The sequence below is a fragment of the Pseudomonas parafulva genome, from assembly GCF_000800255.1.
Classification (GTDB): domain Bacteria; phylum Pseudomonadota; class Gammaproteobacteria; order Pseudomonadales; family Pseudomonadaceae; genus Aquipseudomonas; species Aquipseudomonas boreofloridensis.
The window spans coordinates 1,723,367-1,747,883 of the sequence record NZ_CP009747.1 but is presented as its reverse complement, the minus strand read 5'-3'; the positions used below and the strand labels follow the sequence as shown (position 1 = coordinate 1,747,883).

Here is a 24,517-nt window from a genome sequence, read left to right as displayed (position 1 = left end):
AATGAATCATCGATCGAACATCAATGGCAGCCCTTGGCAGCCCGGCTGCACCTGACCCTGGTGCCAGGCGAGTTGCCCCGATACGACCGTGGTGCGCACCACATGGCGGAAGGCATGGTGCTGGAACGGCGTCCAGCCGCAGTGGGCCAGCACCGGGTCATCAATGGCCGGACGCGGCGTGGCCAGTTTCTCGACCAATACCAGATCCGCCCAATACCCCTCGCGCAGGAAACCGCGCTCGCGAATACCGAATAGCCTGGCCACCGCGTGACTGGTCTTCTCCACCAGCTTTGGCAAGCTCAGCACGCCATCGGCCACCAGCTCCAGCGCTGCCGGCAATGCGTGCTGCACCAGCGGCAGTCCTGAAGGCGCCTGGCTGTAAGGGCGTTGTTTGTCCTCGAGGGTATGGGGCGCATGATCGGTACCGATGACGTCGATTACATCGCTGGCCAGTGCCTGGCGCAGCGCATCGCGGTCTGCCCGGGTCTTGATCGAGGGGTTGCATTTGATCAGATGGCCCAGTCGGTCATAGTCGCGGTCATCGAACAGCAGATGATGCAGGCACACCTCAGCAGTGATGCGTTTGTCGCTCGGCGCGCCTGTGCTGAACAGTGCCAACTCGCGCGCGCTGGTCAGGTGCAGTACATGCAGGCGTGTCCCCAGTCGGCGCGCCATCGCCACGGCCAGAGAAGATGAGCGGTAGCATGCCTCGGCGTCGCGGATCAATGGATGCGCCGCCGCAGGGATCGCCTCACCATGGCTGGCACGCCAGCGCGCTTCATTGGCGAGGATGCTGGGCGTGTGCTCGCAGTGCGCCAGCAGGATGGTCGGACAGTCGCGGAACAAGCGCTCGAGCACCTGCGGGTCGTCGACCAGCATATTGCCGGTGGAGGCGCCCATGAACACCTTGACCCCGGCGACTTCTCGGGGATCGAGCCCAGCGACGGTGTCCAAGTTGTCGCAGCTGACACCGAAATGAAATCCATAGTTGGCCTGGGCAGTGGCGGCGGCGCGATGCTTCTTATCGGCCAACGCCGCAAGGCTCAACGTGGCCGGAAGGGTGTTGGGCATGTCCATGAAGCTGGTGATGCCGCCCGCCACTGCCGCCCGCGATTCGCTGGCCATCGTGCCTTTGTGCGCGGCTCCGGGCTCGCGAAAATGGACTTGGTCGTCGATCATCCCAGGCATCAACCACTGACCCTGGGCGTCGATTTCCTGGTTGGCACAAGCGCCGTCGATGCTCGTGGCGATCTTGTCGATGCGTCCACGGGTCACCTGCACGTCGGCTTCGAAGACGCGGCCCTCGTTGATCAAGCGAGCGTTGCGTATCAACAGATCGGCCATGTCAGCACCCGATCAGGACAAATGCTGCGCCTGGATGGCAGGTGCAGGAATTGGGTGAGGCAGGAATGAAAGGCAAAGAGCGCACGCGGAAATCCTGAAAGAAGAATCGGGATAAAATGTTACGTTATAACACTTAAATTGCAACTGCATTCTCGGTGTCCGTCTTGACGGCACCGAAAGCAGCCCGCCCCTCCCCACCCCAATGGCGCCTGAAAAAAAGCGAGATAAATCAAACTTTCTCCACCGGCCGTGGCTCAACCGAACGCGACACTGACGTCGCGCCCACGGATAAGGAGTGACACATGAGCAATCTCTTCCTCAAGCGAGCCGGACTGTGCATGGCCATGGGACTGGCCTCGGTACAAGCGATGGCCGCCACCTCGGACGATTTCGTCGATGCTGCTGTAGAGGCAGGTATCGCGGAAGTGGTCACCGGCAACCTGGCGCTGGAAAAGAGCAAGGACGCCGAAATCAAGACCTTCGCTCAGCAGATGGTCACCGATCACACCAAAGTGAATCAGCAGTTGACCGAGTTGGCGGGCAAGCTGGACATCAAGGTGCCGGATGACGCTGCGCTGACCGACAAGATCAAGAAAGTGATCCTGGAATGGCGTGATGAGTCGTTCGACAAGTCCTACGTCAACAATCAGGTCGCTGCACACGAAAAAGCCGTGGAGCTGTACAAAAAGGAGGCTCAGTCCTCCGACAAGGCCGAGCTGAAGGCCTTTGCCGTTCAGACCTTGCCTGCGCTGGAAAAGCACCTGCAGGAAGCCAAGCAACTGCAAACCAAGCACGGCAAGTGATTCACCGGTAACCAATGAGGTTCGATATGAGTGACGATGACCTGCGCGCCGAGGTGCTGACCCGGTTGCGACACGCCCACCCTCACGGCTTGGGTAAGGAGATCCTGGACAACTACCGCGGCGAGATGGCTGTCGCCGGGATGCTCAAGTCGTTGCAAGAAGAGGGGTTGATCCATGACGGCTGCGTCAGCGTCGATGCTGATCAGCAACTCGACGTCAGCTACCCGATCAAGTTATCCAGTGCCGGCGTAGAGGCGGCGAAGAAACTGGAAGGCTGAAGGCCTAGAGCCTCGGTGGCTGCCTGCGCAGCGCCGAGGCTCGTCGCGTCAGTGGTGGTCTTTCTTTTCGTGATCCTTGGGCGCAATGGCCGGACCTTGCGGGTCTACCTGAGGATCTTCCAGATCCGGCGAATCCGGATCGAATCCAAGATCTTTTTCCCCAGAACTCTCTTCCGAAGAATGCGGCCCTTCATTGTGATGTGAAGGAGTTTTGTGTGTACTCATCTTCTACTCTCCTCGAACGTGTCTATGAAAGAGCCTGTCACGGCGGGGAAGTTTGATTTATCTGCTTCTCACGCTCCTCGGCGGCCAGGGCGAGCTGCGCAGATCGAGCTTCGCTGAGCGTCAGCCGATCTTGCAGCCGTTCTACCAGGCGTGCCTGCTCAAGAGTCAACTCACGCTGGCTTTCCAAGGCCTGACGATCATTATCCCACTGCCGGCGCAACTCTTCGCTGGCGCCCTGGGCCTGAGCCAGGATCGAGCGCAGTCCCTGGACCTGGGCGTCGCGCTGCTCCAGTTGTTCATCGAGCTGCTTGCGCTGCGCTTGTTGCTGTCGATTCTCGACTGACAACCGCTCATTGTCGCGGTGCAGCCGGGTCAGTTCTTCCTGGCGTACCACCATCCCCTGCTGCATCTGGCGCAATTCCACCTGCAATTGTTGCACCTGCGCCTCATGGCGACGTTGATCCAGCTCGCGCTGCTCACGGCTGGCGCTGCGGTAATGCTCCAAGGCATCGCGGGCATTGCGGTGCTTGTCTTCGAGTGACCGAATCTGTTCGATCTTGTCGTCCAGGCGCACCTGGAGCTCGCCCAAAGACTGGTTGAGGCTAGCGCTGCGCAGTTGCTCGCTCTGAAGGCTGGCCAGGGTCGTCTCGAGTCGCTCGGATTGACTCTGCAACGCGCTGGCCTGGATCTGCTGTTGCTGATCGGCGGCTACAAGCGCTTGCTCGGCCAAACTCAGTTGTGTCCGCATCTGTTCGATCTGGGCATCGAACGCAGCTTGAGCCAGGGCAACGCGGGCCTCGGCTTCCTCATTGAGTTGGTCTGCAAGCTGCTGCACATAGCGGCCCAACGTCTCACCCAGCGCCGGGGCACTTTGCACGGGCAACTGCGCATCCAGCTCTTTCAAATAACGATGAATGGTGGTCTTCGACCCGGTATTGCCGAGCTCGATACGGACGGCATCAATGCTGGGATGCTCGCCCCTGGCGATGAGAGCCTGACGCGCCCGCTGCACCACCGCCTTATTGATGCCTCCACGGGCCATGATGACTCCTACGATTTCGTAATGTATTACGTACCATGTAATTACATACTAGAAATCAAAATTATTCCACCTCAATTCCTGATACGAATACATTCAATAATCACGGGTTATCGAATGTGAGGGTTTGTGGACGCGCTGCCAGGCGCGGCAGGCGTACGGATTAACGGGAGATGGGTCGAGGTTGCAGAGTGCGTCAGCGCAGGGGAATCAGCGGAATGTGGGCGTGGCGATCTTCAGGGTCGTGATGTCCAGAAGGCTGAAGAAACCATTGCTCCACCCTCCCGTATCCAAGTGCCAGACATTACCCAGGACCCTGTGCTCGGGCACCGGGGTATGACCGACCAGCAGCGCGCGCAGACCTTCCACCGGCCTGGCATCATGCGTTTTCAGGCGCCGCCGGGACCATTGGCAGACCTCCTGCACATTCTGATCGCCGACCTCCAGGCCGGCGCGCAGTTGCTGCCAGTCCGGAAACGGGCTGTCCGCGTGCAACAACCCAATCAGGCCCAGCGGCGTGGGTATTTGCATAGCGATGGGCAGCGCTTCGAAATGTTCGACCAAATCCAACTGCTCGCTCGGCGCCAAGTCCAGAAACCAGCTGCCACCCGCCGCACGGTACATGTCCAGATCGAGTTGACCACCGCGCACGTGCGTGATTGCCAACGCTTCGTGATTGCCTTGCACTGCATGAAACCAGGGCTGCGCCAGCCAATGCAGAACATCCGCGCTGGCAGGACCGCGATCCACCAGATCGCCGACGCTGAAGAGTCGGTCCACCGAGGGATCGAAGGCGATGAGCTCCAGCGCCGCTTGCAGGCGCTGGAAATGACCATGGATATCACCTACCGCCATGTCGCGGCCTGCGGTGTTGGCCGTCATGCTCTTAAAGCGCAGCATTCTCTATAACCTCTCGACAGACCGCCCGCATTCGTAGGGTACTGCTTAGGCTGTGGCGGATAGCATGGCATAAGGTTGGGTCACGCGATGAACGTGGAAATCTCAGTTTCACTGGGTAAAAGTCTGCGCACGTGGTTATCTTTGACACTTGTCTCGACCAAGGACGGATCCGCGTGAAATACCTGCTGCTGATCATCGCCAGCTATGCCATTTGCTATTACCTGGTCGGTTTGCTGATTCACGGCAGGCTGGCCGACATCGCCGAAGGTCTGCGTCATCGGCCTGACGCTCCGACCCCGGGCGAATACCTGCGCAACGTCGAGGCGCATGCTCGCCAGTCTCACCGCCACTACACAATGCTTGCGGGAACGTTGGTCAGCCTCGTGGCCTGTGTCTTGGCATGGGCGTTCAGCCGCTGAGCACTCAGAACAGAGATAAGCTCTGGCGTCCCTCGAGCGCCAGCAGGAAGTGCTTGGCCGCCAGCCCACCGGCAAAGCCCGTCAGGCTGCCCGACGCGCCGATCACCCGGTGACATGGCGCGATGATCGAGATGGGATTGCGACCATTGGCCGCCCCGACCGCCCGCACCGCCGAGGGATTGCCGATCTGACGGGCGATATCGCTGTAGCTGCGGGTCTGCCCGAAGGGGATGGTCAGCAACGCCGCCCAGACTTGGCGCTGGAAGTCGGTGCCGGCAAAATCCAATGGAAGTTCGAAGCGCTCACGCTGCCCCGCGAAGTATTCACCCAGTTGGCGAGCGGTTTCACGCAACACCGGCAAGCGGTCCTCGCGGTGTAGCTCACCGAGCCGCACCCGGTTCTCACGCTCTTCTTCCCAAAGTACGGCAGCCAGACACTCGCCACGCGCGACCAGTGTCAAAGTGCCTACGGGTGATGGCATCAAGGTATAGGCGTTGGACACGGATGGCTCCTGGAAGGGATGAGACACCTGGCACACTAATCGGGGTCATCGGGTGGATCCAGTTTTTTCCAACTACAGATCTTTGCGACACTATCTTCACGACATTTTCACCTGGCGGCTGGCAAGATTAAGCCACATCCGTGAAATACTTCGCCCGCCCTCCCCAGCGGGCTTTTCTTTGCCCGCCATTCAGCAATAGTTACCTGATCGCGACACCCGCGCCCCTTTCCCAAGAGTTTGTTTGCTTGGCGAGTGCAGCCTTTTGACGCATCATGTGCCTCGCGCAGCGCTGCCCTGGGCGCCGAGCATCCGCCAGCCCTCACGCTAGACGCTGCCGTTCAGCTTATCGTTTCGAGTGACCTGACCATGCTCCAGCTGATTGATGCATTTCGCCAAAAAGCGCTTGGCGTCATGGCCATTGGTGGACCAGTGCTTCCATTGCTGGAAGCCTTCGTGAACGCCCTGCAGGCTGAAATGCCCGGCACTACGGTAGGCGTCACCGTCCTGGACAAACCCGGAAAAACCTTTCGCCACGCCATTTTTCCAGCGTTGCCGGAACAGTTCGGCGCCCAGTTGGTAGGCAATCTGATCACGGGCAAACGTGGCTCATGCGGCATGGCGGTGATGACAGGACGTCCGGTCGAAGTACCGAACGTCGCCTGCGACTCGCGATTTTCTGCCGAATGGAAAGCGCTGTTCCACGCCCATGGTCTGCAATCGCTGGTGTCGTTCCCCGCACTGAGCAACGAAGGCGTGGTGCAAGGCAGCATCGCCGTCATCCATCCACACGACGTGCCTTTGAGCGGGGACCAGCGTGAGCTGCTTGGTCATGCCACCGAGCTGTGCGCGCACCTGTTCGCCTATAGCAGAACGCAAGAGGCGGCGAAGATTCTGGTCGAGGAGCTCGACCACCGCATGCGCAACCTGTTTACCACCATCGGCGCCATGGCCGTCTTCACCTCACGCAATTACCCCGACCCCGCGAACTTTCGCAAGGCGTTCGAGGGACGCCTGGTGATGATGCAAAAAGCCCACGCGCTGGCCGTCACTCACCAGCAAACCGGCTTGCTCGAACTGCTGCAGGACACCTTGGCGCCCTACAGTTGCACGCACCAGACGCTTTTCAACGGTCCTGCGATCACCCTGGCACCGGAGGCTGCGTCCTCCATCGCCCTGGTACTGCATGAGCTGTCGACCAATGCTGCCAAGTACGGCGCATTCTCCGAACCTGGCGGGAGACTCAATGTCGCTTGGTCGCTGCGCACCGGCGAAGAGAGCGCCCCCTATTTCGACCTGACCTGGCAGGAAGGAAACGGCCCACCGGTAACAGCGCCCACCCACAAGGGCTACGGCACGTTGATGATCAACGGCAGCCTGCGCAATGCGTTCGATGGCAGTGCGAGCCTGACTTACGACCCACAGGGTTTCAGTTGCAGTATCAGTGCGCCGTTCACGACGAGGCTGGGCTTTGCCGGGGCCTCGCCTGAACAGCTACCGTAGCCCGGCGCTTATCCGCGAAGCGCCTCCAGACGTTCCCGCCCTGCCTGGGTGATCGCATTCTCGCCTTCATCGCTGATGCGATAACGGCCCGACGCCATTTTGCTGATCGAGAACCTCACCAGCCCGCTTCTGGACAGCGCGTCCCCTGCATCGAAGCTCATGGCCTGCTCCAGATCGAAGAGCTTGATCTCGCCGATCTTGAAGCGGGCAAACGCCACGAGGGCGGCATCCATTTCTCGCTGACTGATTGATTGAACAGTGTCCATCTGACCTCCCCAATGGTGAGTGCCCGGTCCATGGGCATACAGGCAACGAACCGGACAGGTTGTGTTGAAGGCGCAACCTACTATGGCGCGCCTGACGGTGCTACTGGCTTTGCATCCAGGCTGGATGGACAGGCAGCGGGCAGTGCCTGTAGACCTCTCTTGCAGTTCTGGGCGCCCGCCGGTATTGATAACGGGTTTTCCCACGTCACGAAGAGGCTTCATGGATAAAGTTCTGACGGTCTTCGCCTCCGGGGTAATGCCAATACTGGCTATCGCGTTTGCGATTTGGGCGTATCGATACAACTCGAAGAGGTGGCGCTTGAAAGTTGATACTGAGCTGCAGAACGCCTTGAGCGACCTCGGAGTGGACGCCTACACATTGATCGTGGACAAACTCACGCCGCCTAATGCTGAAAGGTCAGCCAATGTCTATCGCCTCCTCCACGATGAACACGAACGCTACTTCCTGTTCATGAAAGTCGGAGGACAGCCCGGCGTACTCAAGTCATTGAGCAAGGAACGTGCGCTATTGGCTGCGAAGATGAATGGGTGAGACGGTTGATTGAACATGACGTGCAATCGTCACCTACTACCCCGGCCGCACAAGGAAGGCGACATGACTGTAAACATCAATAACCTCACCCTCACTACACCCCTACCGACATCGGCGAAGAACCCGGTCGCGCTTGAGATGAAAGGCTCGGAGGCGATCGCGAAATACCCCAGCATCATCAAGGTGCTGGACGACGGGTCTGTTCAGCTCTCGGCACCCACAAAAGGCGCGTCGAGCAAAAGTACACGGCGAACCCGTTGCGAGTGGTCTGAATCCACAAATTGGACGCTGGCGAGTGCAACTGAACACCTGAACCGGCAAACGATGCGACTTACCAAAGTCAACTCTGCACACAAGGTGGTGGTTTCGCAGATGCATGTGAGAGGTGATGACGGACCGCCCGTCAAGGTGTTCTGGAACAAGGGCAGCCTCACCCTGGGTTTTCGCCGGACCTATAGCCAAGCAACGCCAACTAACATGACGGTGCTGGAAAATGTGCCGCTGGGTGCCGAGTTCACCGTGACCCTACAGGCCACCGCCCAGGGCCAGATAACAGTGACTGCGAAATGCAACGGCGCTTCCGGATCCTGCGGTCCTCTTCAATTCGATAAGACGTGGAGTTCACAGCGCTTCGAATTCCATGGCGGCGTCTACAATCAGGTCGATCAAACTGAAACGACGCCGGCTGACGATGGTTCGATTTGCATCATCTCCACGCTTTCGCTCACCCATCGCTTATAACCAGCAATGCCCACCCCGTGTTCACCTCACACTACATCCGTAGTAAGGAACGATCATGCAAACGACAGGTAATACTCTTCTGGTCACCGGCGGCGGCAGCGGTATCGGCCTGGAATTGGCCAAGGCGTTTTCAGCCCTGGGCAACGAGGTGATCATCGCCGGGCGGCGCGAGTCGGTGTTGCGTCAGCAGGTGGCGGATAACCCCGGCCTGCAGTACAAAGTGCTGGACGTCAGCGATGCCGAAGATCTGCAGCGCGTGGCACAGGCGTTGATCCGCGACTACCCGACTTTGAACGGCGTGCTGCATGCCGCGGGCATCATGCGCGGCGAATCACTCAGAGCAGGCCCCACCGAACTGGATGCCACCATCACCACCAACCTACTAGGCCCCATGCGTCTGGACGGCTGGCTACTGCCGCACTTTTTGCAACAACCTCACGCGACGATCATTACCGTGTCTTCAGGGCTGGCGTTTCTGCCATTAGCCCTCACGCCCAGCTACAGCGCCAGCAAAGCGGCGATTCATTCCTACACGCAGTCACTGCGCTATCAATTGAAAGACACCTGTGTGCGCGTGCATGAAATCGCTCCGCCCTACGTACAAACCGAGTTGATGGGCCAACGTCAGGCGAACGATCCCCATGCCATGCCGTTGCGTGAGTTCATCGACGAGGTGATGGCAATCTTCGAGCACTCACCGGATGCGGACGAAATTCTGGTGGAACGGGTGAAGCCATTGCGCTTCGCCGAGCGCGGCGAGGATTACACGGAATTCTTCAGGCGGTTCAACGATCAGATGGCGGCGGCGAGGGAGGGAGAATAACGCCGTACATCAGGCTTGGCGGCTGGCGAAATGTTGACGTTTGGTATTCAAACCGGCATACCCGCAAAGCCCTTTCTGCTCCAGCCGGGCAAAGGTGGGCTGTGGATCGACGAGCCAAGTGTTACAATCCGCCACTTCAAATCAGCGCTCAAGGCGCTGAACATCCGTGAACGCAGTCAGTACGACACCCGCCACGCCTACGCAACTCTGTGCCTGATGCCTGGGATGAACCCCGCGTTCATCGCCAATCAGCTCGGCCATAGCGTAGAGCTGTTCCTCTCTACCTACGCGAAATGGATCAGCTCCTCCTCGGACTGGAGGGAGCTGGAGAAGCTGCCGCCCCGAGTCGAACGGGCCGAAAAATGGCCCGACAGCGCCGGGATAGCCTAAATACACCTCTGGAACCCCCGCAGGACAAGCACTTGATCTCCACAGCCAACATCACCATGCAGTTCGGCTCCAAGCCCCTGTTCGAGAACGTCTCCGTCAAATTCAACAACGGCAACCGCTACGGCCTGATCGGCGCCAACGGTTGCGGCAAGTCGACCTTCATGAAAATTCTGGGCGGCGATCTGGAGCCCAGCGCCGGCCAGGTGATGCTCGAGCCCAACACGCGCCTGGGCAAGCTGCGTCAGGATCAGTTCGCCTATGAGCAGTTCAGTGTCATCGACACGGTGATCATGGGTCACAGCCAACTGTGGAAGGTCAAGGCCGAACGCGACCGCATCTACTCGCTGCCGGAAATGACCGAGGAAGACGGCATGGCCGTCGCCGAGCTGGAAACTGAGTTCGCTGAAATGGACGGCTACACCGCCGAATCGCGTGCCGGCGAACTGCTGCTGGGCCTGGGTATTCCGCTGGAGCAGCATTTCGGTCCGATGAGCGAAGTGGCGCCGGGCTGGAAACTGCGCGTGCTGCTGGCCCAGGCGCTGTTCTCCGATCCGGACGTGCTGCTGCTCGACGAGCCGACCAACCACCTGGACATCAACACCATCCGCTGGCTGGAAAACGTGCTCACGGCGCGCAACAGTACCATGGTGATCATTTCCCACGACCGTCACTTCCTCAACAGCGTCTGCACCCACATGGCCGACCTGGACTACGGCGAACTGCGTCTGTTCCCAGGCAACTACGACGAGTACATGACCGCCGCCACCCAGGCCCGCGAACAGTTGCTCTCGGACAACGCCAAGAAGAAAGCGCAGATCGCCGAGCTGCAGACCTTCGTCAGCCGCTTCTCGGCCAACGCCTCCAAGGCCAAGCAGGCCACTTCCCGGGCCAAGCAGATCGACAAGATCCAGCTTGCCGAGGTCAAGCCCTCCAGCCGGGTCAGTCCGTTCATCCGCTTCGAGCAGACCAAGAAACTGCACCGTCAGGCCGTGGTCGTGGAAAAAATGGCCAAGGCCTTCGACGACAAGGTGCTGTTCAAGAACTTCGACATCACCGTCGAAGCCGGCGAGCGCGTGGCGATCATCGGCCCCAACGGCATCGGCAAGACCACGCTGCTGCGCACCCTGGTCGGTGAGCTGCAGCCCGACGCCGGTTCGGTCAAGTGGACCGACAGCGCCGAGGTAGGTTACTACGCGCAGGATCATGCTCACGACTTCGAAGACGACGTGACCCTGTTCGACTGGATGGGTCAGTGGACCAGTGGCGAGCAGGTCATCCGTGGCACGCTCGGCCGCATGCTGTTCTCCAACGACGAGATTCTCAAGTCGGTCAAAGTGATTTCCGGTGGTGAGCAAGGCCGTATGCTGTTCGGCAAGCTGACCCTGCAGAAGCCCAACGTGCTGGTGATGGACGAGCCGACCAACCACCTGGACATGGAATCCATCGAGGCGCTGAACCTGGCGCTGGAGAACTATCCGGGCACCCTGCTGTTCGTCAGCCATGACCGCGAGTTCGTATCCTCGCTGGCCACGCGTATCATCGAGCTGTCGGCCGATGGCGTGATCGACTTCAGCGGCACTTACGATGACTACCTGCGTAGTCAGGGTGTGGTGTTCTAAGTCCTCACGGACGATGCACTAAGGGCTGCCTGGCAGCCCTTTTTTGCGAGCGCTGTTCAGCTGGGTTGCAGGGCACCTGCCGGAAGGCGAATCCTGAATTGCGCCCCGCCCAAGGCGGACTGCGCCGCCGTCAGGGTTCCGCCCTGCCCCTCGATGGCTCGACGGCTGATCGCCAAGCCCAGGCCGAAGCCACCGGTACTGCGGTCTCGGCTGCGGTCCAGACGATAGAACGGCTGGAAAATTCGCTCGCGTTCTTCGGGCGGAATGCCGATTCCATCATCCTCCACCGTCAGCAGGCAAGCCCGGTCGGCTTCCTGGGTCAGGCGCAGCAGCAGGCGTCGGTCGCAGTAGCGCATGGCGTTGCGCACCAGATTCTGTACCGCCCGCGCTGTCAGCCGCGGATCGAGCACGAAGCGCGGCAGCCCCTCATCGGCGTGCACCTCCCATTGGATGCCGCGCCCGTCGAGCTCTTCGGCGAAACCCCCGATCACGCTGTCGACCAGTTCGACCAGCGACACCTCCACCCGCTCGCGCACCTGCTCGGCGTTGTCCAGCCGACTGTAGGACAAAAGCTCCAACACCAGTTCGTCCAGCTCGCGCACATGCCCGACCAGTTCCAGCAGACGCTTGCGACTGGCGGCGGGCACCTCGTCGAACAGCAGTACCAGCCCGAAGTCCAGCCGGGTCAACGGCGTACGGAGCTCGTGAGAGACGGCATCGAGCAGCTCGCGCTGTTGCCTGACCTGGCGCTCCAGGTCGCCGGCCATGGTGTCGAACACCCCAGCCAGCTCGCCGATGTTGGAGCGCGGGGAAATCTGCGTGCGCTCGGACATCTCGCCGCGCCCCAGGCGTCGGGCGGTGTCCTTGAGCCGCTCCAGGTCACGCCAGTGCGGCCAGACCCACAGCAGCAGGCAGCCGAGCATGGCCGCGCCGATCAGTACCGTCACGCCCCACGACAACACGTTGATGTCCAGCGGGTCCGGTGGCGAGTTCAGACGCACGAACCAATTGCGATCCAGCGGCGCCATGATGGTCTGGTAATAACCCCAGTCCGCCAGGCGCAAGGCGTGCTGCCCGCGTTCCAGGCGTGCGCGCTCGACCGGCTTGAGATCCGGGTCGTCCATGCGCAGCAGTTGCACCTGCAAGGGTGCGAACGCGGCAGCCAGTTCCTGCTCCACCTGCGGCCAGCGTGCCTGCGGCGCCTGCTGGAACTGACGGACGATCAGCGATTGCACACCACGGGTCTGATCCAGGTTGTAGGCCATGAAACGATCGTGGAACGCACCGACTATGGCATCGGGAATCAGCAGCAGCGCGCCGGCGTAGGCGACGATGATCAGCAGGTAGAGTCGTACCAGGAACTTGAGCATGGCGGCTCAGTACTCCCACTCGACCCGGCTGAACAAGTAACCCTTACCCCACACAGTCTTGATCTTGCGTGCTTCGCCGGCGTGATCGTCGAACTTGCGCCGCAGCTTGGAGATCGCCACGTCCACGGAGCGGTCGGTGCCGTTGAACTCGATACCACGCAGCTGCTGCAGGATACGGTCGCGACTGAGCACCTCGCCGGCATTGCGCGCCAGCACCACCAGCAGGTTGTACTCACCACTGGACAACTCGACCTCGGCGCCGCGCCAACTGACTGTTCGCTCGGCCAGATCGATGCTCAGCCCACCGATTTCGATCAGCTCGTGGTCCAGGCGCGGCTCGCCCACGCTGCTACGGCGCAGCAAAGTGCGTACACGGGCCAGCAACACGCGTGGCTCGCACGGCTTGTTGACGTAGTCATCGGCACCCATCTCCAGGCCCAATACCTGATCATGGCTGTCATCGCGAGCGGTGAGCATGAGAATCGGCAGGCTCTGCGACTCCTGGCGCAGCAGGCGACAGACCTGCAATCCATCCAGCCCCGGCAGCATCAGGTCGAGCACCACCAGGTCCGGACGCTGGCGGCGGAACTCCTCGAGCACGTGGTCGCCACGGGCGATCACCCGGACATGGAAATCGTTGCGTTGCAGGTAGCTGGCGATCAGCTCCGACAGCGCGCTGTCGTCTTCGACCAGGAGTAAGTTGGGCATGGGCGCTTGAAAGTCATCAGAGTGAAAAGGCCGACACGGCCCGTTGCCCGCAGGATATAGAATCCTACGTAGCGCACAGCACGCTCCTTACACTTTTTCACACACGACCTACATAGCTTAACAGCCCGCACGCGAACGGCTGCCGTAGCATAGGCACGATCCTATCTGGAAGATCCGTATGTCTATTCCCTTCTTCAAGCGCCGTCTGGCGCTTTTGACCGTGCTGGGCTTGGTCCTTGCCGGTTGCGACGATGCTAACGATCAGGAAACCGACGCGCCAGCCCCGCAGGTGCGGGTCGAGACCGTGCAGCCGCAGGCTCTGGCCATCAGCACCGAACTGAGCGGGCGTATTCTGGCACCCAGGACGGCCGAGGTACGCGCCCGCGTCGCCGGCGTGGTGCTCAAGCGGGTGTACCGCGAAGGCAGCGACGTCAAACAAGGCGATGTGCTGTTCCTGATCGACCCGGCACCGTTCAAGGCCGATCACGACAGCGCCCGCGCTGCCCTCGCCCGCGCCGAGGCTACCTTGTACCAGGCGCGGCTTCAGGAGCAGCGCTACCGGCAGTTGGTCGAAGAAAATGCCGTGAGCCGTCAGGAATACGACAACGCCCGTGCCGCCTTCCTGCAGGGCGGAGCCCAGGTGGCCGAGGCCAGGGCAGCACTGGAGCGTGCGCGACTGAACTTGGGCTACGCCACGGTCACCGCACCGATTTCAGGCCGTATCGGCCGCGCCCTGGTCACCGAGGGCGCTCTGGTCGGACAGAGCGAGGCCACCGAGATGGCCGTCATCCAGCAACTCGACCCGATCCATGCCGACGTCACCCAGTCGACCCGCGACCTCAATGCCTTGCGCCGCGCCCTGCGCGCTGGCGAATTGCAGCAGGTCGGCCCCGACCAGGCCCGCGCCACGCTGATTCAGGACGACGGCAGTGCCTACCCGCTGCCGGGCAAGCTGTTGTTCTCCGACATCAGCGTCGACCCGAGCACCAACCAGATTACCTTGCGCAGCGAGTTCCCCAATCCAGACCTGGACCTGCTGCCCGGCAGCTATGTGCGCGTGCGACTGGAGCAGGCGGTACAGCCCAAGGGCCTGAGCGTGCCGCAGCGGGCGATTCTGCGCGACAGCGCCGGCGTACCCAAGGTGCTGGTGGTCGATGACCAGCAGCGTATCGACGAGCGCCAGGTGGTCCTGGGCAGTGCCCAGGGTGACCGCTGGATCGTCAGCGAAGGGCTGACGCCTGGCGAACGCGTGGTGGTCGAGGGCCTGCAGCACGTCAAGGTCGGAGATCAAGTGCAAGTCGACGCCGACAAGTCCGCTCAACCCCTCGTCAAGCACACCGGCCAGTGAGGACCTGACCCATGCCGCAGTTCTTCATCGACCGCCCGATTTTCGCTTGGGTGGTCGCCTTGTTCATCCTGCTCGCCGGCGCGCTGGCCATTCCGCAGTTGCCGGTCGCCCAGTATCCCGACGTCGCGCCGCCGCAGGTGGAAATCTACGCCGTGTACCCAGGCGCCTCGGCGCAGACCATGGATGAGAGCGTGGTCAGCGTCATCGAGCAGGAGCTCAATGGCGCCGATAATCTGCTGTATTTCGAATCCCAGAGCAGCCTGGGCAGCGCCACCATCACCGCCACCTTCGAGCCCGGCACGGTGCCCGACCTGGCTCAGGTCGATGTGCAGAACCGTCTGAAAGTGGTCGAGTCGCGTCTGCCGCGACCGGTCACTCAGCAAGGCCTGCAAGTGGAGAAGGTCTCCACTGGCTTTCTGTTGCTCGGCACCCTCACCTCCGAAGACGGCAGCTACGACGAAATTGCCCTGAGCGATCTGCTGGCGCGCAACGTCATGAACGAGATCCGCCGCATCAAGGGTGTCGGCAAGGCCCAGCTCTATGGCTCGGAACGGGCCATGCGGATCTGGATCGATCCGGCCAAGCTGGTCGGCTTCGCCCTCACGCCTCAGGACGTGGCCAGCGCCATTACGGCGCAGAACGCGCAGGTGGCGCCTGGTAGCATCGGCGATCTGCCCACCCGGCCGACCCAGGAAATCACCGCCAACGTGGTGGTCAAGGGTCAGCTCAGCACGCCAGAAGAGTTCGCCGCCATCGTGCTGCGGGCTAATCCCGATGGCTCGGTGGTCACCGTTGGCGATGTCGCTCGCGTCGAGATCGGCGCCCAGGAGTACCAATACGGCACGCGCCTGAACGGCAAGGCGACCAGCGCGTTCAGCGTCAAGCTGTCCCCGGGTGCCAACGCCATGGAAACGGCCACGCTGGTGCGGCAGAAGATGGACGAGCTGTCGCGCTACTTCCCTGCCGGGGTCAAATACGACATCCCTTACGACACCTCGCCGTTCGTCAAGGTCTCGATCAAGCAGGTGATCAGCACGCTATTCGAAGCGATGCTGCTGGTGTTCGCGGTGATGTTCCTGTTCCTGCAGAACATCCGTTACACCTTGATCCCCACCCTTGTCGTGCCCGTCGCACTCATGGGCACCTTCGCCGTGATGCTCGCGCTGGGTTTTTCGGTCAATGTGCTGACCCTGTTCGGCATGGTGCTGGCCATCGGCATCCTGGTCGATGATGCCATCGTGGTGGTGGAAAACGTCGAGCGGATCATGGCCGAGGAAGGTCTAGGTCCCAAGGAGGCGACGCGCAAGGCGATGGGGCAGATCAGCGGCGCGATCATCGGCATCACCCTGGTGCTGGTGGCCGTATTCCTGCCCATGGCATTCATGAAAGGCTCGGTGGGCGTGATCTACCAGCAATTTTCGCTGTCGATGGCGGTGTCGATCCTGTTCTCCGCTTTCCTGGCGCTGAGCCTCACGCCCGCCTTGTGCGCGACCCTGCTCAAGCCCATCGCCAAAGGCGAGCATCATGAGCGTAAAGGCTTCTTCGGCTGGTTCAATCGCCGCTTCGAGGGCATGAGCCAGGGATACCAGCGCTGGGTCGCCCACGCCCTGGCCCGCAGTGGCCGCTACCTGCTGCTGTACGGTTTGCTGGTGGCGGTGCTGGGCTACGGCTTCAGCCAGTTACCCAGCGCCTTCCTGCCCACCGAGGACCAGGGTTACACCATCACCGACATCCAGTTGCCCCCAGGGGCAAGCCGCATGCGTACCGAACAGGTCGCCGCGCAGATCGAAGCCCACAACGCCCAGGAACCGGGCGTGGGCAACACCACCATGATCCTCGGCTTCAGCTTCTCGGGCACTGGCCAGAACGCGGCGCTGGCCTTCACCACGCTCAAGGACTGGTCCGAGCGTGGCGCCGACGACAGCGCGCAGTCGATCGCCGATCGCGCGACCCTGGCGTTCTCGGCGCTCAAGGATGCCGTGGCCTACTCAGTGCTGCCGCCGCCGGTGGACGGACTGGGCGAGTCGACCGGCTTCGAGTTCCGCCTGCAGGACCGCGGCGGCATGGGCCATGCCGGTCTCATGGCGGCCCGCGACGAGCTGCTGGCCCAGGCACGCAAGAGCAAGGTGCTGACCAACGTACGTGAGGCATCGTTGGCCGAGAGCCCGCAGGTGCAACTGGAAGTGGACCGCCGTCAGGCCAATGCGCTGGGTGTGTCCTTCGCCGACATCGGCGCCGTGCTCGACACTTCCGTGGGCTCGAACTACGTCAACGACTTCCCCAACCAGGGCCGCATGCAACGCGTGGTGGTTCAAGCCGAGGGCGATCAACGCAGCCAGGTCGAGGATCTGCTGAAGATCCACGTACGCAACGCCAGCGGCAAGATGGTGCCGCTCGGCGCTTTCGTGCAGGCACGCTGGCTCAGCGGCCCGGTGCAACTGACGCGCTACAACGGTTACCCGGCGGTGTCGATTTCCGGTGAGCCAGCAGCAGGCCACAGCTCGGGCGAGGCAATGGCGGAAATCCAGCGCCTGGTCGATGCCCTGCCCGCCGGCAGTGCACTGGAATGGACTGGTCTGTCCTTGCAGGAGCGCTTGTCCGGTAGCCAGGCACCTGTACTGTTGGCCCTGTCGCTGCTGGTGGTGTTCCTGTGCCTGGCAGCACTCTACGAGAGCTGGTCGATCCCTACGGCGGTGCTGCTGGTGGTGCCGTTGGGCGTATTGGGTGCGGTGCTGGCGGTGACCCTGCGCGGCATGCCCAACGACGTCTTCTTCAAAGTCGGCCTGATCACCCTGATCGGTCTGTCGGCGAAGAATGCCATCCTGATCATCGAGTTCGCCAAGAGCCTGGTCGATCAAGGCGTGGACGCCGCCGATGCGGCCATGCAGGCCGCCAAGCTGCGACTGCGCCCCATCGTCATGACCTCGCTGGCGTTCATCCTCGGCGTGGTGCCGCTGGCCATTGCCAGCGGTGCCAGCTCGGCCAGCCAGCAAGCCATTGGCACCGGCGTGATAGGCGGCATGCTCAGTGCGACCCTGGCCGTGGTGTTCGTGCCGGTGTTCTTCGTGGTGGTCATGCGTATTGCCGGTCACCGCAGCGCCAAGCCGGACGCCTGACTGGACAAGCCAGGCGTTGAATGAGAGGGTTCCGGGCAGTCACTGTCCGGAGCCCTTTTCAATGCCTGCTGCCCTGCCCCCCTGTTCCGTTCTGATCCTCGCCGGAGGCCGTGGCCAGCGCATGGGCGGGCGTGACAAGGGCTTGCTGCCTTGGCGTGGCGAGCCGCTGGTGGCGCACATACAGCGCGTGGTCCGGCCGCTCACCGATGACCTGGTGATCTCGTGCAACCGCAACCAGCAGCTCTATGCCGGCTTCGCCGACTGCTGCGTGGGCGATGAAGACAGGGATTATCCAGGACCGCTCGCTGGCGTGATCGCCGGCCTGCAGGTGGTGCGTCATGAATGGGTGGTGGTACTGGCGTGTGATTCGCCGCTGATCGACCGTGAATTGATCGACGCCCTGCGCCAGCTCGCGGCGGCCGAAGAGGCCACCGCGATGGTTCGTCAGAGTGGTTATTGGCAGCCGATGTTCAGCGTCTTGCCTCGTCGACTGCTCCCGGTACTCGAACATGCCTGGCAGGCTGGCGAACGCAGCCTGCAGAAAGCGCTGCAGCACGAGCGCGTAGTTGGCTTGGAGTGTGCTGCAAACGACCTTCGCCTGAGCAATTTCAACAGCCCACAGTTGCTCGAGCCGTGAAAACGTCGAGCACAGGCCACGGCTTTTGGCAACGTCCCGTGAGGGCGGCTGAAACCGCCCTCACAGCAGCGGGTTCGACTCCAGGGGCACCGCTCATATCGCTCAGGCGTCGGCCCCACAGCGTCCCGAACTGGAAAACCTCTTCACATCTACTGGTGGTGGGACGAACTCGGGACCCTGCCCCGAAGGCCGCCAGCGCACATCGGACAGCCCATAGCGCTCAGCCATCGGCCGGCTGACCTTCTTGATGGAATGCTGGCCAAACCGGGGAATGATGCCCACACCCGCGTCGCAGCTTGCCCAGTGCCAAGCTGCGGCATTATCCATACGTTCCAGCCGAATGATGAAAGTCCGGTATTCCCCATGAAGCGCGTACTCGATCACGTACAACTGCTCTCCTGCCATTGGACTCTCCTCATCAGTTCAGGCTAATGGAGCGGGCACTGAATCAAAAAATTCCGTTTTTTTGACTGAGTGGTCACTCAATAGCGCCAACGCGTCGTTCAGAACTCTGCAGCCGCACCCTTGGTCCCAAGATGACGACCTACAGCGGAGACACAGCGTGCACGATATCGACTCTCACTCCTGCCAACAGGGCGAACCGCAACGCGACAGCGGTGGCTGGCTGCTGCTCGAGCACTACGCTGCCCTGGGCGATGGCCGATCAGTGGCGCTGATCGGCCTGGATGGTTCGATCGATTGGTGGTGCGTCCCGCACATGGACTCTCCCCCCCTGTTCGATCGGCTGCTGGCCCCTCCACCGGAGGCTTCTTCGCCGTCACGCCACGCGAACCTTTCCACGTCCAGCGCCGGTATCTACCTGACAGCAATGTGCTGGAAACCCTGTACATCACCGCCAATGGTCGCGCCAGACTTACCGAGTCTTTGAACAGCGGCCCGGCCGGTCGCCTGCCCTGGGCTGAGCTGGCCCGCCGTATCGAAGGAGTCGAAGGCGAAGTCGAGTTCGACATCGCCATCGACTTCGGCACCCAGGCCGATACCATCAGCCCCTACCTGACGCCCAACGACAACGGCTGCGTGTTCCACGCCGGTCATATCCTCGGTCTGTTCCTGCATGATGCGCGCACGGAAATCGAGCGCAAGGATGACATGGGCGTGCGCGCCCGGGTGTCGGTCGGCCCAGGCCAGCGCAGCATCGTGGCGTTGATCGCCGGGCACGATGAGCCGCTGGTGGTGCCCCCGTTGAGCCTGATCGATGCGCGCATCGACGGCTCCGACCGGGAATGGCGCCAGTGGTCACAAAGCTTGGTTTACGATGGCCCTTTCAAGGGCCTGGTGGTGCGCAATGCCCTGGCGCTCAAGCTGCTGCTGTCCTCGCCCAGCGGCTCGATCATGGCTGCGGCCACCACCTCGTTGCCCGAGCGCATCGGCGGTGCGAAGAACTACGACTACCGCTTCGCCTGGATCCGTGATGCCGGCTACACCATCGAAGCCTTCCTCGGCATCGGTGCCCAGCCCGAAGCCAAGGCCGCCTTCACCTGGCTGTTGCGGCGGGTGAAAGAACATGGGGCGCAGGTGTTCTACACACTCGACGGTGCGCTGGGCGACTGCACCCGCCCCCTCGACCTGCCCGGCTACAAGCATTCCCCGCCGGTGGTCGGCAACGATGCCCGGGATCAACTGCAGCACGGCGTGTTCGGCGACATCTTCGAGACCGCGCGCTGTTTCATCGACAGCGGCAATATCCTTGATGCCGTGAGCGCCGCCACGCTGGCCCACTTGGCCGATCAATGTGCGGACTGCTGGCGCCTGCCCGACTCCGGTATCTGGGAACTGCCCGAGCCGCAGCATTACACCATGTCCAAGGTCAGCAGTTGGCAAGCCCTGACCCGTGCCATCGAACTGGCCGATGGCGGTCATCTGCCCACCACCTGCCGCGAGCGCTGGGTGCGCGAGCGGGAGCGTATTTTCGTATGGATAGAAACCCACGGCTGGAGCGAGAAGCACCAGGCCTACCTGTTCTACCCCGGCAGCGATCGGCTGGATGCCTCCATCGCCCTGGCAGTGCGCTTTGGCTACCCATCCAGAGCACGTTTGAACAGTACGTTGGAGGCGGTGCAGCAGGCACTGGGTAGCGGCGCCTTTCATTATCGCTACAGCGGAGCCGAGCAAGAGGAAGGGTGTTTTCTCGCCTGCACGTTCTGGCTGATCGAGGCCTGGGCCATACTCGATCAGCGTGGCCGTGCCGAGCAGGCTTACGACCAGGCGCTATCCGGGCTGGCCCATGGCGTGGGTATCTACTCGGAAATGGTCGACCCAAGTACGGGGCATTATCTGGGCAACCTGCCCCAGGGACTGACTCACCTGGCCGCGTTGCGTGCGGCGTTGGCCATTGGTGGCTACGCCCCCCAGCGCTGAGGCGCGCAGGTCCGGGCGCGCCAGGCAGCGCGCTCGGACGGCGCAGTCATTCGGTGGGCGACTCGGTGTCGATCATCGGCGGCACCTTGGCTAACGGAAACGCCCGACGCTGCGTTGCACGCCGCGCGACTGGCCGTGGATCGAGGGGCTCGAGGCGCTGAGCCTGGCCAGTCTCCAGGGCTCGCTGGATTGCGGCGACCACTCTCACATCGCGCCGCCCCTCCTCTCCATCGGGCTCCGGACTCTCGTTGTTGAGGATGCAATCGGAGAAGTAAGCGGTTTCACCGGCGAACTGATCCACAACCGGATTGACGTGGACCCGCGTTTCGCCGTCGATGGTGGCTCGATAGCTGATGGCGACGCCTTCGCCATAGCCGAAACACGGCGACGCCTCGATCTCGCCCTTGGTGCCCAGCAATTGGAAACGCTCGCTGTCGGGCAAGGTGTAGCTCACGGTGAATTGTGCCAGGCGCTCGTCGGGGAAGCGCAGGCTCACCGTCACGGTGTCCCAGGTATTGATCGATGACCCCGGTGAATGCACGCCGATCGCCGACACCTCGATGGGTTCGGCATTGAACAGCTGACGCACCATGTTCAGCGGATACGGCCCCATGTCCGGCACAGGGCCGGCCTCGAAACCGCTTTGCGCGCGATGATTGCTGGGTTTGACCCGTTGGGTGAAGATCGACGTGAACAACCGTGGGTCACCGAAGTTACCGGCATGCACGCGCTCGACCATGTCCAGGGTGCCGGGCTCGCAGTGCAGGCGGTAGGCGATCATCAGTTTGGCGCCGGAACGCTGCGCCGCGTCGATCATGGCCTGGCAATCGGCCTCACTGACCCCCATGGGTTTTTCCAGCAGCACGTGAATGCCCGCCTCGAGCGCTGGAACCACGAATTCGCGGTGGCGGAAGTTCGGCGTGGCAACGTACACCGCATCCACTTCACCGCTGCTCAAGAGCGCGGCGTACTCTTCATAGGCATAGGCCTTGAGCGCGTAGCGCTCGGCCAGAAGCCTGGCCTTCTGTGGGTCACCCGTCACCAACGCAGTGATCACCGAGTTATCGGTCTGACCGATACCTGGCATGAATGCACCCTGGGAAATCGAGCCGCCGGCTACCACGCCATAACGGACTTTGCCTGTTGCCTTGGGCATCTTGCCCCTCCTCGTGGTCTGTGACTGTCAAGGAAGTGGGCAAGTGGCGCAGGGCCTGAGTTCCAAAAATCTACCGGGTGGCCCAGGTGAACCTCAGGCCTGCAGACTCACTGATTGATGATCCAAGTCCCATGCTTGCGCGCTTCTTGCGCCAGACGCCGGGCGCGACCCAGCCCCCAGAGCAATGCACGCGTGGTGGTTTCGCCAGGCCTTTGGTCGTAGACACGCTCATGGATGCACGCACCGTCTGCCTCGTAGATCCCAATGAACAACTGCGTAGCGCCGGTTCGCGACAAGCGCGTCTGTGCCTCGAGCAACGTGCCGTCATCGAGGGTTTGCTGATGAACCTGATGGTTGAGGCCTGGGTCGCACCAGCGCTTGTAGTCATCGCCTCGCTTAAGCATGTCGCGTCCTCCCTGATGTGTATTCGATGGTAGGTCATGCCGATGTGGGGTGGCCCCCTCAAGCACCAGGTGATCTGCTCGAAGGATAGCCCTCCAGACGAGTGCTGGCGATCTGTGCGGACCAACAGCATCCCGTGCCTCCCGTGGCGCTGCGACGATCTTCTATTCTCAACCTCAAGGTGACGCGCCTGCTACTCCAATGCAGGCCCTGGCCGGACGTTTTGAACCGACGTCCGGTCAGGCTTCTCGAAGACTGTTCCACCGTTATCGGAGGCGTGCGTGCCTCTCTGGAGCCGACATGAAGATCAACAACCGCCTCAACTGCGCGCTGCTCAGCCTAGGCTGCGCCCTGTCCACCGCCAACGCCGCCGATCCACCCAAGGTCGATGTGCTGGTCGTCGGCGGTGGCATCATGAGCTCCACCCTGGCCATCTGGCTCAACGAACTGGAGCCGAGTTGGTCGATGCAGATGATCGAGCGACTGGACAAAGTCGCCGAGGAAAGCTCCAACGGCTGGAACAACGCCGGCACCGGCCATTCGGCTTTGGCCGAGCTGAACTACACACCGGAGAAAGACGGCAAGATCGATATCACCAAGGCCGTGGAAATCAACGAGTCGTTCCAGATCACCCGCCAGTTCCTCGCCTGGCAGGTCAAGCAGGGCGTACTTAAAAATCCGCGTTCGTTCATCAACTCCACGCCGCACATGAGCTTCGTCTGGGGCGACGACAATATCCGCTTCCTGCGCAAGCGTTACGAAGCGCTGCAGGCCAGCCCCCTGTTCCGGCCGATGCAGTACTCCGAGGACCCCGAGCAGATCCGCAAGTGGGTGCCGCTGATGATGGAGGGTCGCGACCCCGATCAAAAACTGGCGGCGACCTGGACACCCATCGGCACCGACGTCAATTTTGGCGAGATCACCCGCCAGTACGTGGCCTACCTGCAGAGCCGGCCGAACTTCGACCTCAAACTGTCCAGCGAGGTCCAGGACATCACCCGCAACGACGACGGCTCGTGGCACGTGACGTACAAGAACCTCAAGGACGGCAGCCGCCAGTCGACCGACGCCAAGTTCCTGTTCATCGGCGCGGGCGGTGCCGCGCTGCCGCTGCTGCAGAAGTCAGGCATCGACGAGGCCAAGGACTATGCCGGCTTCCCCGTGGGCGGCTCGTTCCTGGTCACCGAGAACCCGGCCATCGCCCTGCGCCACATGGCCAAGGCCTACGGCATCGCCGCCACCGGCGCGCCGCCGATGTCGGTGCCACACCTGGACACGCGGGTACTGGACGGCAAGCGCATGATCCTGTTCGGGCCGTTCGCGACCTTTTCCACCAAATTCCTCAAGGAAGGTTCGCTACTCGACCTGTTCGCCAGCATGAGCGTGCACAACACCTGGCCCATGGTCCGCGTCGGGGTGCGTGAGTTCGACCTGGTCAAGTACCTGGTCGGCCAAGTCATGCAGTCCGACGACGATCGTTTCGAAGCCCTGCAGACTTACTTCCCCCATGCCAAGAAGGAAGATTGGCGACTGTGGCAGGCCGGCCAGCGCGTGCAGATCATCAAGAAAGACCCGGACCAAGGCGGTGTGCTCAAGCTCGGTACCGAAGTGGTCGCCTCCAAGGACGGCAGCATCGCCGGCCTGCTGGGCGCCTCGCCGGGCGCCTCGACCGCGCCCCCGATCATGCTCGACCTGCTCAACCGAGTGTTCAAGGACAAGCTCGCCACACCCGAATGGCAACAGAAAATCAAGCAGATCATCCCGTCCTACGGCCTGCACTTGAACGATCACCCGGACAAGGTCCAGCAGGAGTGGGACTACACCAACGAGGTGCTGCAACTGTCTCCGGCACCGAACATCGACACGCGCCAGGACCCGCGTAACCCGGACGATATCGATCCCATCGGTCAGAAAAACACCAAAGACACCAATCCAGACCTCAAACCCTGAGCATGGAGACCTTTCCGGCAGACCTCGCACAGGTCTGCCGGAGCACCCT

The 24,517-nt window shown here is 61.9% G+C and carries 25 protein-coding genes; 14 read left to right on the top strand and 11 right to left on the bottom strand.

Annotated elements, in window-relative coordinates:
• Positions 1-6: 6 nt before the first annotated feature.
• A complete protein-coding gene (locus NJ69_RS07690) occupies positions 7-1,344 on the bottom strand; it encodes a dihydroorotase (protein WP_039577743.1) in 1,338 nt (445 codons plus the stop codon).
• 302 nt (positions 1,345-1,646) lie between these two features.
• On the opposite strand from NJ69_RS07690, the gene NJ69_RS07685 reads away from it, so the two are divergent.
• On the top strand, positions 1,647-2,147 hold the full coding sequence (locus NJ69_RS07685) for a DUF4142 domain-containing protein (RefSeq protein ID WP_039577738.1): 501 nt from the start codon (positions 1,647-1,649) through the stop codon (positions 2,145-2,147).
• A gap of 26 nt (positions 2,148-2,173) precedes the next feature.
• On the top strand, positions 2,174-2,425 hold the full coding sequence (locus tag NJ69_RS07680; protein WP_029612627.1) for a hypothetical protein: 252 nt from the start codon (positions 2,174-2,176) through the stop codon (positions 2,423-2,425).
• Between the two features lie 48 nt (positions 2,426-2,473).
• Here NJ69_RS07680 and NJ69_RS22745 read toward each other — a convergent pair whose 3' ends face one another.
• From NJ69_RS22745 to NJ69_RS07665, 3 genes are all read right to left on the bottom strand, one after another.
• Entirely contained in the window at positions 2,474-2,650 is a 177-nt protein-coding gene (locus tag NJ69_RS22745; RefSeq protein WP_162889529.1) for a DUF6021 family protein, read from the bottom strand.
• 37 nt (positions 2,651-2,687) lie between these two features.
• Positions 2,688-3,692: a DNA-binding protein gene (locus tag NJ69_RS07670; RefSeq protein WP_039577735.1), complete on the bottom strand. Its 1,005-nt coding sequence runs from the start codon at positions 3,690-3,692 to the stop codon at positions 2,688-2,690.
• Between the two features lie 207 nt (positions 3,693-3,899).
• Positions 3,900-4,589, bottom strand: a complete 690-nt coding sequence (locus tag NJ69_RS07665; protein WP_039577732.1) for a metallophosphoesterase — start codon at positions 4,587-4,589, stop codon at positions 3,900-3,902.
• A gap of 173 nt (positions 4,590-4,762) precedes the next feature.
• Here NJ69_RS07665 and NJ69_RS07660 point away from each other — a divergent pair, with 173 nt between their 5' ends.
• Entirely contained in the window at positions 4,763-5,008 is a 246-nt protein-coding gene (locus NJ69_RS07660; RefSeq protein ID WP_029612622.1) for a hypothetical protein, read from the top strand.
• A 4-nt stretch (positions 5,009-5,012) separates the two neighbouring features.
• On the opposite strand, the gene NJ69_RS07655 is transcribed toward NJ69_RS07660, so the two are convergent.
• Positions 5,013-5,510, bottom strand: a complete 498-nt coding sequence (locus tag NJ69_RS07655; protein ID WP_039577729.1) for a methylated-DNA--[protein]-cysteine S-methyltransferase — start codon at positions 5,508-5,510, stop codon at positions 5,013-5,015.
• A gap of 453 nt (positions 5,511-5,963) precedes the next feature.
• Between NJ69_RS07655 and NJ69_RS07650 the strand changes: the two genes are divergently transcribed.
• A complete protein-coding gene (locus tag NJ69_RS07650) occupies positions 5,964-7,010 on the top strand; it encodes an HWE histidine kinase domain-containing protein (protein ID WP_245219522.1) in 1,047 nt (348 codons plus the stop codon).
• An 8-nt stretch (positions 7,011-7,018) separates the two neighbouring features.
• On the opposite strand, the gene NJ69_RS07645 is transcribed toward NJ69_RS07650, so the two are convergent.
• Positions 7,019-7,276: a hypothetical protein gene (locus NJ69_RS07645; RefSeq protein ID WP_029612618.1), complete on the bottom strand. Its 258-nt coding sequence runs from the start codon at positions 7,274-7,276 to the stop codon at positions 7,019-7,021.
• A 220-nt stretch (positions 7,277-7,496) separates the two neighbouring features.
• On the opposite strand from NJ69_RS07645, the gene NJ69_RS07640 reads away from it, so the two are divergent.
• From NJ69_RS07640 to NJ69_RS07620, 5 genes are all read left to right on the top strand, one after another.
• A complete protein-coding gene (locus tag NJ69_RS07640) occupies positions 7,497-7,829 on the top strand; it encodes a hypothetical protein (protein ID WP_039577723.1) in 333 nt (110 codons plus the stop codon).
• A gap of 63 nt (positions 7,830-7,892) precedes the next feature.
• Positions 7,893-8,570, top strand: coding sequence for a polysaccharide lyase family 7 protein (locus NJ69_RS07635; protein ID WP_039577721.1), 678 nt, complete (start codon positions 7,893-7,895; stop codon positions 8,568-8,570).
• 55 nt (positions 8,571-8,625) lie between these two features.
• Complete coding sequence (locus NJ69_RS07630) at positions 8,626-9,393, top strand: SDR family oxidoreductase (protein ID WP_039577719.1); 768 nt, start codon at positions 8,626-8,628, stop codon at positions 9,391-9,393.
• 30 nt (positions 9,394-9,423) lie between these two features.
• Positions 9,424-9,783, top strand: coding sequence for an integrase (locus NJ69_RS07625; RefSeq protein ID WP_039577717.1), 360 nt, complete (start codon positions 9,424-9,426; stop codon positions 9,781-9,783).
• A gap of 32 nt (positions 9,784-9,815) precedes the next feature.
• Entirely contained in the window at positions 9,816-11,402 is a 1,587-nt protein-coding gene (locus NJ69_RS07620; RefSeq protein ID WP_039577712.1) for an ABC-F family ATPase, read from the top strand.
• A 56-nt stretch (positions 11,403-11,458) separates the two neighbouring features.
• Here the strand turns inward: NJ69_RS07620 and NJ69_RS07615 are convergent, their stop codons facing one another.
• Positions 11,459-12,772 carry an ATP-binding protein gene (locus NJ69_RS07615; protein ID WP_039577710.1) on the bottom strand — a complete coding sequence of 438 codons (1,314 nt, stop codon included), beginning with the start codon at positions 12,770-12,772 and terminating at the stop codon, positions 11,459-11,461.
• Between the two features lie 6 nt (positions 12,773-12,778).
• Entirely contained in the window at positions 12,779-13,480 is a 702-nt protein-coding gene (locus NJ69_RS07610) for a response regulator transcription factor (RefSeq protein ID WP_039577706.1), read from the bottom strand.
• A gap of 178 nt (positions 13,481-13,658) precedes the next feature.
• Here NJ69_RS07610 and NJ69_RS07605 point away from each other — a divergent pair, with 178 nt between their 5' ends.
• The 3 genes from NJ69_RS07605 (at position 13,659) to mobA (ending at position 18,581) form a co-directional block, all read left to right on the top strand.
• Positions 13,659-14,828, top strand: coding sequence for an efflux RND transporter periplasmic adaptor subunit (locus tag NJ69_RS07605; RefSeq protein WP_039577704.1), 1,170 nt, complete (start codon positions 13,659-13,661; stop codon positions 14,826-14,828).
• 11 nt (positions 14,829-14,839) lie between these two features.
• Positions 14,840-17,944 (top strand): multidrug efflux RND transporter permease subunit, encoded by a 3,105-nt coding sequence (locus NJ69_RS07600; RefSeq protein WP_039577701.1) that lies wholly within the window; start codon positions 14,840-14,842, stop codon positions 17,942-17,944.
• A gap of 61 nt (positions 17,945-18,005) precedes the next feature.
• Positions 18,006-18,581 carry a molybdenum cofactor guanylyltransferase MobA gene (mobA, locus tag NJ69_RS07595; RefSeq protein ID WP_039577698.1) on the top strand — a complete coding sequence of 192 codons (576 nt, stop codon included), beginning with the start codon at positions 18,006-18,008 and terminating at the stop codon, positions 18,579-18,581.
• 102 nt (positions 18,582-18,683) lie between these two features.
• On the opposite strand, the gene NJ69_RS07590 is transcribed toward mobA, so the two are convergent.
• Positions 18,684-18,986 (bottom strand): DUF6555 family protein, encoded by a 303-nt coding sequence (locus NJ69_RS07590; RefSeq protein WP_039577697.1) that lies wholly within the window; start codon positions 18,984-18,986, stop codon positions 18,684-18,686.
• Positions 18,987-19,412: 426 nt separating this feature from the next.
• Here NJ69_RS07590 and NJ69_RS07585 point away from each other — a divergent pair, with 426 nt between their 5' ends.
• Positions 19,413-20,960, top strand: coding sequence for a glycoside hydrolase family 15 protein (locus NJ69_RS07585; protein WP_245219521.1), 1,548 nt, complete (start codon positions 19,413-19,415; stop codon positions 20,958-20,960).
• A 46-nt stretch (positions 20,961-21,006) separates the two neighbouring features.
• Here NJ69_RS07585 and NJ69_RS07580 read toward each other — a convergent pair whose 3' ends face one another.
• Together NJ69_RS07580 and NJ69_RS07575 are read right to left on the bottom strand one after the other, a co-directional pair.
• Positions 21,007-22,116, bottom strand: coding sequence for a Gfo/Idh/MocA family protein (locus tag NJ69_RS07580; protein WP_039577695.1), 1,110 nt, complete (start codon positions 22,114-22,116; stop codon positions 21,007-21,009).
• A 107-nt stretch (positions 22,117-22,223) separates the two neighbouring features.
• Positions 22,224-22,520, bottom strand: a complete 297-nt coding sequence (locus NJ69_RS07575; protein ID WP_039577693.1) for a hypothetical protein — start codon at positions 22,518-22,520, stop codon at positions 22,224-22,226.
• Between the two features lie 298 nt (positions 22,521-22,818).
• Here NJ69_RS07575 and mqo point away from each other — a divergent pair, with 298 nt between their 5' ends.
• Positions 22,819-24,468 carry a malate dehydrogenase (quinone) gene (mqo, locus tag NJ69_RS07570; RefSeq protein ID WP_039577692.1) on the top strand — a complete coding sequence of 550 codons (1,650 nt, stop codon included), beginning with the start codon at positions 22,819-22,821 and terminating at the stop codon, positions 24,466-24,468.
• Positions 24,469-24,517 lie beyond the last annotated feature (49 nt).